The sequence below is a fragment of the Rhodococcus sp. A14 genome, from assembly GCF_011603105.1.
GTDB classification, from domain to species: Bacteria; Actinomycetota; Actinomycetes; order Mycobacteriales; family Mycobacteriaceae; genus Rhodococcus_F; species Rhodococcus_F opacus.
Genome location: NZ_JAAOQS010000190.1, coordinates 1 through 8,060, shown reverse-complemented (window position 1 = coordinate 8,060; position 8,060 = coordinate 1). Strand labels below are relative to the sequence as shown.

General features: G+C 68.3%; 5 protein-coding genes. All 5 read right to left on the bottom strand.

Going from position 1 to position 8,060, the window contains the following annotated elements; genetic code table 11:
- On the bottom strand, positions 1–1,899 hold a 1,899-nt coding region (locus G9373_RS43985; protein ID WP_167121095.1), incomplete at its 3' end, for a primary-amine oxidase.
- 82 nt (positions 1,900–1,981) lie between these two features.
- Entirely contained in the window at positions 1,982–3,322 is a 1,341-nt protein-coding gene (gene gabT / locus G9373_RS43980; protein ID WP_005238605.1) for a 4-aminobutyrate--2-oxoglutarate transaminase, read from the bottom strand.
- A 51-nt stretch (positions 3,323–3,373) separates the two neighbouring features.
- Positions 3,374–4,804 (bottom strand): gamma-aminobutyraldehyde dehydrogenase, encoded by a 1,431-nt coding sequence (locus G9373_RS43975; RefSeq protein ID WP_065489967.1) that lies wholly within the window; start codon positions 4,802–4,804, stop codon positions 3,374–3,376.
- 185 nt (positions 4,805–4,989) lie between these two features.
- A complete protein-coding gene (locus G9373_RS43970) occupies positions 4,990–6,663 on the bottom strand; it encodes an amidohydrolase (RefSeq protein ID WP_167121093.1) in 1,674 nt (557 codons plus the stop codon).
- Positions 6,663–8,060 (bottom strand): APC family permease (locus G9373_RS43965; protein WP_167121091.1); only part of this gene is annotated, 1,398 nt, incomplete at its 5' end. The genes G9373_RS43970 and G9373_RS43965, both read right to left, overlap by 1 nt.

Here is an 8,060-nt window from a genome sequence, read left to right as displayed (position 1 = left end):
GTCGAGGGCGGGGTTGCGGTCGAAGAATCCGACCGGCTTCAGCCAGAAGGACACGGTGTCCGCAGGCATGATCGGCCAGTCCTCCGGCCGGGGAATGTGGTGGATACCGAACGTGTACCAGAGCACCACGTCGGTGTTCTCGATCGGGCGGTCGGCCGCCGTCCAGGCGGGAAGTCCGTGATCGACCTTGCTCTGGTTCACGAATTCCCCGGCAGGCCAGCGCTCGTCGGGTGAGTTGGGCGTCACCCAGACGGTGTGGCCGATCGCACCGGTGCGCTGGAAGATCGGCGACGCCGGGTCGAACATCGACGGGATCGCGCCGCCGGGAACGAGCTTGTAGGCGGGGGCGGTGCCGAGGCCGGTGGTCGTGTTGTCGTTGACCACCTTCCACGCCCGCTGGCTCTGCCAGTCGAAGTCCTGTCGGCCCTCGAGTTCGGTGCGCAGCGGGGTGTTCTTCTGGCGCAGCGCGAGACCCAGAGGGTTGTCCGGGCCCATCGGCACCACTTCGGTCTCGGTGGCGTACACCGTGTTCTCGGTGCCGTCCACGTCGAGATCGAGGCGGGCGACCAGGAAGTGCTGGTGGAACGGCGCGTACGTGCGGTTGTCGACGAGCGTCCCGCTGGGGTGCTCCCCGCCTTCCGGGAAGTGGCTGACCACCATGATCCCGGTGGCGCGGACCTCGCATTCGATGTTGCCGTCCTGGTAGAACCGCCAGTAGACGAGATATTCGTAGTTCGCGACCGTCACGTGTGTCGACACCGTCAGCCGCCGCATGCGGCGCACCTCGGCGCCCGCATCGTGGTCGACGTGCTTCCAGAGGACGGCGTTGTCCTCCTCGTGGATACAGATCGCGTTCTCGATCGTGAACGGCACACCGTGGCTGTCGTGGAGTACGGCGTCGAGATACCGGATCTCGCCCAGGCAGTCGCAGCCCAGGGTGAGTGACGTGGTCATGAACCCGATGCCCCACTCGCCGATGTCGAAGGCGGTGCGGCGGTAGTGATCGGTGCTGGTGTCGCGATACGGCACCGCCATTTCCGCGAACGACATCCGGTTCGCGATCGAGCGCACCCGGCCGTTGTCGTTGTAGGTCACCGCGTGCAGGGTCATGCCCTCGCGGTAGTTGAACCCCACCCGCAGTGACCAGTTCTGCCACTCGAGCTTGTTGCCCTCGAGCGTGAACGACGGTCCCTCCGGCTGGACGATGTCCAACGGCTTCAGCGGCGGCCGCGTGCTCGCGTCGCGGATCCGTTCCGGGATGTGCCGGGGCACGTACTCGCCCATGACCTCGGGACGTTCGACGCTGAACGTGTCCTCGATCTCGAGCAGTTCCATCTTGTTGACGTCGATCACACAGTGGAAACCGTTGACCGGGCCCGCATACGGGTTGGCGCCCTCGGCCGCCCGGACCCAGGTGTCCGACCAGCCGAGCCGGCGCCCCTTGTACTTCTCCGGGGTCACCGCGTCGCCGTACGTCCACACGTCCATGAACACCAGGCTCATGTCCGTGACCCCCCGCTTCGCGAGCGCCGCGATCACGTCCGGGTGCCCGCGGAGGAAGGCGTCCGCCTCTTCCCATTCGTCCACCGTGAAATTCGCCTGGACGTCCGGGATGTGCTCCCAGGAGACCACGTTGTCTCCCGTGAGCGAGACGAGCGCCTTGTAGGTGTCTCCGCTGTTGCGGTCGAAGCACACGACGACGGCCCGGCGGTCCGGGACGGTACCCGACGCGTCGAACTCCGACACCTCGGCCTTGCCCGGCTCGGCCAGTTCGATCGACGCGAACCGCCAGCCGTCCCCGACCCCGTGTTCCCGGGCGAGAACGGCCGCGGCCTGCGCGAATTCGTCCGCCCCCAACGGGTCCAGAGGATGGAACGTGCCGGTGGTCGTCCGGGTCATGGTGTCTCCTCTGGTCGTTGGGGTGGGCAGTTCGTGCTCGTGCGCCTTTTCGGTTGCGGTGACTACCGAAAAGGCGCACGGGTCAGACGAGCGAGCGCACGATCTGCTCGATGACGGTCAGGGCGTCGTCGAGCAGGTCGTCGCTGATCACCAGCGGCGGAAGCAGTCGGATGACGTTTCCGTAGGTACCGCACGTCAGCAGAATGACACCTTGTTCGAGCGCATGTGCGGCAATCGCCTTCGTCAGTTCGGCGTCCGGCTCGTCGGTGCCGGGCTTGACGAACTCCATCGCGAGCATCGCGCCCCGTCCGCGCACGTCACCGATGACGCCGACGTCGGCGGCCAGTGCCTTCAGCCGCGGCAGGGCCAGGTCGCCGATGTGCTGTGCGCGAGCGGGCAGGTCGAACTTCCGCATGCTGTCGATCGCGGCGAGCGCGGCGGCACACGCGACGGGGTTGCCGCCGTACGTGCCACCCAGACCGCCGGGGTGCACCTTGTCGAGGAGTTCGGCGCGGCCCGTGATCGCGGACAGCGGCATGCCGCCCGCCATGCCCTTGGCCATCGTGATGATGTCCGGGACGATCTCTTCGTGCTCGCACGCGAACCAGGCGCCGGTGCGCGAGAACCCGGTCTGCACCTCGTCGGCGATGAACACGACGCCGTTGGCGCGGGCCCAGTTCACCAGGGTGGGGAGGAATCCCTCGGCGGGAACGATGAATCCGCCCTCGCCCTGGATCGGCTCGATGATGATCGCCGCGAGTGAATCGGCGCCGATCTGCTTCTCCATCTGGCTGATGGCGCGCTGGGCGGCCTGCTCACCGGTCAGTCCGTCCTGGTCCCGATAGGGGTAGGACATGGGGAGCCGGTACACCTCGGGCGCGAACGGACCGAAGTGGGCCTTGTAGGGCATCGACTTGGCGGTGAGGGCCATCGTCAGGTTCGTACGACCGTGGTAGGCGTGGTCGAACGCGACGACGGCGTCGCGGCCGGTGGCGAGGCGAGCAACCTTGATCGCGTTCTCCACGGCCTCCGCGCCCGAGTTGAACAGGACGGTGCGCTTCTCGTGGTCGCCGGGGGTGAGGGCGGCGAGCTCCTCCGCCACGCGGACGTAGCCCTCGTACGGGGTGACCATGAAACAGGTGTGGGTGAAGTGCCCGACCTGCTCCCGAACCGCCTCGGCGACGGCCGGATCGGATGCGCCCACGCTGGTGACCGCGATGCCCGAGCCGAGGTCGATCAGGGAGTTGCCGTCGACGTCGACGACCACACCACCGTCGGCATCCGCCGCGTACACGGGGACGCTGGAGCCGACGCCCGCGGCCACGGTGGCGCGGCGACGTGCGGTGAGGGCCGCCGACTTCGGGCCGGGGAGCTCGGTGACCAGGGCGCGCTTCTGCGGCAGCCGGTACTGGATGTCGTTCATGTTGGTGCAGTCCTCAGGGTCGTGACGTGGATGGGTATGGGGTGGGCGACGTCAGTCGTGGGAACTCATGACGTGCTTGATGCGGGTGTAGTCCTCGACGCCGTAGCCGGAGAGGTCCTTGCCGTAGCCGGAGTACTTGAATCCGCCGTGCGGCATCTCGGCGACGAGCGGGATGTGGCAGTTGATCCATACGGCGCCGAAATCGAGTGCGGCCGAGAGGCGTTGCGTGACGCCGTGATCGTTGGTCCACACACTCGACGCCAGACCGTACCGGACGTCGTTGGCGAGGGTGACGGCCTCCTTCTCGTCGGAGAAGCTCTGCACGGTGAGGATGGGGCCGAACGTCTCCTCCTGCACGATGTCGTCGCGCTGGTCGACGCCGGTGATCACGGTGGGTTCGAAGAAGAATCCTTGCTCTCCCGAACGCTTTCCGCCGGTGACGATCTTGGCCGAGGTAGGGAGCGAGGCGATCTTGGAACTGACCGCGTTGAAGTGGTTGATGTTGTTGAGCGGGCCGTAGAACGCGTCCGGGTCGTCCGGCAGACCGGGCTCGAGCGTCTCGGCCTTGCGGACGAGGGCGTCGACGAGCTGGTCGTGGATGGACTCGTGGACGAGGACGCGGGTGGCGGCGGTGCAGTCCTGGCCACCGTTGAAGAAGGCTGCCTCGGCGATGCCGCTCGCGGTCTTCTCGATGTCGACGTCACCGAAGACGATGGCGGGGGCCTTGCCGCCCAATTCGAGGTGCGCGCGCTTGAGCTGGCGTGCGGCGGAGACGGCGACGGCGATACCGGCGCGCACGGATCCGGTGATCGACACCAGTCCGAGGGCCGGGTTCTCGACGAGGGTCGCGCCGGTCTCGCCGTTGCCGAGGACGACGTTGAAGACGCCGTCCGGCAGGATCCCCTTGGTCAGCCGGGCCAGGACGAGCGTGCTGTTCGGGGTGGTGTCGCTGGGCTTGAGGACGATCGTGTTGCCTGCCGCGAGCGCGGGGCCGATCTTCCACAGCGCCATCATGAACGGGTAGTTCCACGGGGTGACCTGACCGACGACACCGATCGGCTCGCGGCGCACGTAGGACGTGAAGCCGTCCATGTACTCGCCGGCGGCCTTGCCTTCGAGCATCCGGGCCGCTCCCGCGAAGAAGCGGAGCTGGTCGGCGCCCACCTTGATCTCTTCGTCGGCGATGACCTGCTTGGGCTGCCCGGTGTTGCGGCATTCCGCCTCGACGAGTTCGTCGCTGTGCGCCTCGATCGCGTCGGCGAGCTTCAGCAACGCGGTCTGCCGCACGCTCGGGGTGGTCTTGCCCCACGAGACGAAGGCCCGCTCGGCTGCCTCGACGGCGGCGTCCACGTCGGCCTTGGTGGAGACGGGCGTACGCCCGACGACGCTCTCGTCCACGGGGTTGATCAAGTCCAGCGTCTCCGTCGCGGATGAGGCGACGAACTCACCGTTGATGTAGTTCTCGAGTACGTCGATCGACATTCGTACCGGTTCCTCTCGTGGGGTCGAAACTCGTGTGTCGGAACGGACCGTCGGTCGAACAGTCCGACCGGAGTCCGGAGTTGCAGAGCATCTGAAAACAAGTGTGCGCTGCCTCACAAGCCAGGGGCAGCTGACAAAATGGTGAAAGACGCGCCCCCCGCCGCGCCGAGTTGTCCAATCCGGAGTCACCCGTGCGAGCAGGTGTGGCCGGCCGCGCCGGAGCCGGCGAAGGGCACGTCCGCAACGGCGCTCGCCGAGGCGGCGTCGTGCACGATCGCGCCGCCGACGAGGGTGAGGTCGGCCCGCTGGTCCAGCAGTTGTCCGGGCTCGAGCGTGTAGAGGTCCGCCGACCAGACGACCAGGTCGGCGCGGGCACCCGGACGGATCACTCCGAGCTCGTCCTCGGCGTGCCACGCCCACGCGCCGCCGCGGGTGTACGCCCGCAACGCCGAATCCAGGTCCATCCGTTCGCGCGGAGTCCAGTCGGTCCGGCCGTCCAGACCCGAGCGGGTGAGGGCGGAGTACAGGCCGACGAGCGGATCCATCTCCCCGACCTGCCAGTCGCTCGAGAACGCCAGCGCCGCCCCCGACTCGGCGAGCGAACGGAATCGCCACGCCCGGTCCCACCGGTCCTCGCCGACGTTCTCCATCCACGTTCCCGCGACGAGGTCGGGAGAGCAGTGCCGCGGCTGCATCGCCGCGACCACGCCGAGCTCCCGGAACCGGGGAAGGTCCTCGGGATGGAGGCATTCGACGTGGACGATGCCGTGCCGTCGGTCGACCGTCCCGTTCGCGCGGCCGGCGTGCTCGATCGAGTCGAGCGCCAGCCGGATTCCCCAGTCGCCGGTGGCGTGGGTGTGCGTCTGGAAGCCGAGGCGGTCGAGTTCGGTGAGCATCGCGGTGAACTCCTGCGGCGGCAGGCTGGGCGCGCCGCGGTGCCCCGGCCGGTTCGCGTAGTCGGACAGCATGGTCGCGGTGTGCGGTTCGATCACGTCGTCGGCGTACAGCTTGACCGGCCCGAGCCGGAGCATGTCGTCGACGGGTGCGCTGTCCACGGCCTCCCGCAGGTCCCGGCGGAACGCGGCGTCGGCGCCGACCGGGTGGAACAGGGCGGTGATCACCCGCGAGTGCATCCGCCCCTCGGCGCGCGCCCGGTACATCAGATCGAGTTCGGCCAGCGGGACCTGCGGTTCGACGACGGTGGTGATACCGCTCGCGGTCGCCATCTCCAGGCTGGACGTGATGCGCCGATAGCGGCGGTCGGGGGAGTACATCGGGATGTCGCGTTGCAGACCGGCCAGACCGGCCCGCGTCATCGCGCTGGTGTAGAAGTCCGTGACCCAGCCGGTGGGGACGCCGTCGTCGTCGAATTCCGGCCGTCCCCAGGGGATCTGGGTGCCGCGGTCGATTCCGAGCACACGCAGTGCGGCGTCGTTCAGCCACACCGAGTGCTGGTCGTAGGTGGTGATGAAGACCGGACGGTCGGTGAGGCCGCGTAGGTCGGCGGCGTTCGGGCGGCGCCCGGTCACCACGGAGTAGACGGCGTTCTCGGCGCAGATCCAGTCGAGGTCGGGGCGGGTGGCCGCGTGCGCGCCGATCCGTCGCCGGACCTCGGTGAGGTCGGGTGCGCCTTCGAGGCTCACGGCGTCGGGATCGAATCCGAGGAGAAGGTGGTTGTGGCTGTCGATGATCCCGGGGGTGAGCAGTCGCCCTCGCAGGTCGATGGTGCGCCGGGCGGCGGGGGCGTCCTCGGTGGTCCCGACGTACCGGATGTGGCCGTCCGCGATGCCGACGGCCTCGGCCCGGCCGGTGGTGTCGAACGTCCGCACGACGCCGTTGGTCAGAAGCAGGTCGAGCATCAGCAGTTCTCCTCGGGGGCGGCGTTCAGCAACAGCAGGTGGGTGTTCTTGCGCGGTCGCAGGTACAGGGCGAAGTAGACGAAGCCGGCGGTGACGAGTCCGAGGGAGATGCCGAGGCTGAGCCACTGCTCCGGGTCGAGCAGCGTGACGACGAAGACGAGGCCGAGCGCGGCGATGCAGATTCCCGGGGCCAGCGGCCACAACGGCATGCGGTAGCCGGTTCGGGTGGTGCCGCCGCGGCGGTGGTTGATCGCGGCCAGCGCGATGAACAGGTACGTGAACGTCAGGGTCGTCCCGGTGGCGGTGAGCAGGACGTCCAGCGGGACGAGGCACGCGGCGAACGCGATGGCGCCCATCACGACGGTGGCGAGGACGGGGACGCGGCCCTTGGTGCTGACGGTCTGCAGCGGCGCGGCGACGGTCTCGGGGAGGGCGCGATCGCGTGCGGCGGCGTAGAGAAGCCGGCCCGCCTGCAGCGTGATCGCGATGATCGCGTTGATCACGGCGAGGGCGATCGAGAGCAGGACCACCATGGCGACGGCGTGACCGGCGCGTTCGGTGAGGAATGCCTCGACGGGAAGGCTGGAACCGAAGAGTTCGGTCTGCGAGCGGGCGCCCACCAGGATCGCGATGAGCGGGACGAGTTCGGTGGCGACGGTGATGACGGCGCTCCAGATCACTGCCTTCGCGATCGAGCGGGCGGCGTTCTTGGTCTCCTCGGCGAAGTAGACGGCGCCGCCGTAGCCGTTGTACGCGAAGATTCCCTGGGTGACGGCCAGCATCAGTCCGGAGATCGCCAGTGGTGCGAGGTTGCCGGTGCTCGGATCGAGAACCTCCGGGCTGAGGAGGCTGGTCAGTGGCCGTTCCATGTGGACGAAACCGAGGACGGTGAGCAGAGCCAGCGCCGCCATCTCGACGCCCAGGAAGACCCCGGTGAGCCATGCGTTGGTGCGGATGTCGAAACATGCGGTCACGGTGGTGATCACGACCACGACGAGCGCGGTCTGCTGCGGCGACAGGCCGTGGATCGCGACGCCCAGGTAGTCGGCGACTCCGAGGGCGAAGACGGCGATGATCAGCGGCAGGGAGATGAGGCTGATGAAGAACGTGGCGATGCCGAAGGCCGGTCCGAGTGCCCGCGACACGAGTGAGTAGTCGCCGCCGGCAACGGGATACGCGGACGCGAGTTCGGCGTAGCAGAAGGCGATGAGGATGCTCACGATGCCGGCGATGAGGAATGCCCAGAACACGCCGGTGCCGAACAGGGCGAGCGCCGAACCACCGAGGATGAAGACGCTCGACGCCGGCGAGATCGACGACAGGGTGATCAGGATGTTTCCGCCGACGCCGATGCTCCGGGAGAGCGAGGCCTCGTAGGTGCCGGGTGCGGCGGGGGG

Excerpts from the sequence above, each read along its gene's own strand:
- gabT (WP_005238605.1), bottom strand. The coding sequence starts at position 3,322 with ATGAACGACATCCAGTACCGGCTGCCGCAGAAGCGCGCCCTGGTCACC.
- G9373_RS43975 (WP_065489967.1), bottom strand. The coding sequence starts at position 4,804 with ATGTCGATCGACGTACTCGAGAACTACATCAACGGTGAGTTCGTCGCC.
- G9373_RS43970 (WP_167121093.1), bottom strand. The coding sequence starts at position 6,663 with ATGCTCGACCTGCTTCTGACCAACGGCGTCGTGCGGACGTTCGACACC.